The sequence below is a fragment of the Streptomyces sp. NPDC003011 genome (assembly GCF_053591515.1).
In genome coordinates, this window is record NZ_JBSFTY010000197.1 from 1 (window position 1) to 1,304 (window position 1,304).

General features: G+C 68.1%; 1 protein-coding gene. It reads left to right on the forward strand.

Translation table 11 applies throughout. From position 1 onward, the window contains the following. Positions 1-63: 63 nt before the first annotated feature. Positions 64-1,304: acyltransferase domain-containing protein (locus tag ACWD0J_RS41275; protein WP_451501005.1), on the forward strand; the 1,241-nt coding region annotated here is incomplete at its 3' end.

The window sequence follows — 1,304 nt, forward strand, 5'->3', positions numbered from 1 at the left end:
CCTGCTGCTTCTGTGGGTGGTGTGGGGTTGTTGTTTACCGGTCAGGGGGCGCAGTGGCCGGGGATGGGGGTGGGGTTGACTGGGTTTGGGGTGTTCCGGGAGGCGTTTGAGGAGGTGTGTGCGGGGTTTGAGGGGTTGTTGAGTCGTCCGTTGGGTGAGGTGTTGGCGGGGGGTGGTGGGTTGGTTGATGAGACGGAGTTTGCGCAGGCGGGGTTGTTTGCGTTTGAGGTGGCGGTGTTTCGGTTGTTGAGGGCGTGGGGGGTTGAGCCGGGTGTGCTGGTGGGGCATTCGGTGGGGGAGTTGGCGGCGGCGTTTTGTGCGGGGGTGTGGTCGTTGGGGGATGCGTGTCGTCTGGTGGCGGCGCGGGGTCGGTTGATGCAGGCGTTGCCGTCGGGTGGGGTGATGGTGGCGTTGCGTGGGGGTGTGGCTGAGGTGGAGGGGTTGTTGGAGGGGGTTTCGGGGGTGTCGGTGGCTGCGGTGAACGGGCCGCGGTCGGTGGTGGTTTCGGGGTGTGGGCGGGGGGTGGATGAGGTGGTGGGGCGGTGGCAGGCGCGGGGTGGTGAGGTGCGTCGGCTGCGGGTTTCGCATGCGTTTCATTCTCCGTTGATGGAGCCGATGCTGGCGGAGTTCGGGCGGGTTGCGCGTGAGGTGTCGTATCGGGTGCCGGTGTTGCCGTTGGTGTCGAATGTGACGGGTGGGTTGGTGGATGGGGGGGTGGTGTGTGATCCGGAGTATTGGGTGCGGCATGTGCGGGAGCCGGTGCGGTTCGCTGAGGGGGTGGGGGCGGCTCGTGCGGCGGGTGTGTCGGTGTTTGTGGAGGTGGGTCCGGCGCCGGTGCTGACGGCGATGGGGCAGGAGTGTCTTGTGGGGGATTCGGTGGGGTGGGTGGCGTTGTCGCGTCGGTCTGGTGCGGCGGCTGGGGTGTTGATGTCGGGGGTGGGTGAGGCGTTCGCGGCTGGGGTGGGGGTGGATTGGCGGGCGGTGTTCGCGGGGGCTGGTGGGAGGCGGGTGGTGTTGCCGGGGTATGCGTTTCAGCATCGGCGTTTTTGGCTGGAGTCGTCTTCGGCGGGTGGGGATGTGGTGGGGCTGGGGCTGGGTGTGTTGGGGCATGGGCTGTTGGGTGCGGGGGTGACGGTTGCGGGGTCGGGTGCGGTGGTGTTGACCGGGCGGTTGTCCCGGTCGGGTCAGGGGTGGCTGGCGGGGCATGTGGTTCGGGGCCGGGTGTTGGTTCCGGGTGCGGCGTTGGTGGAGATGGTGTTGCGGGCCGGGGATGAGTGTGGGTGTCCGGTGGTGGAGGAGTTCAC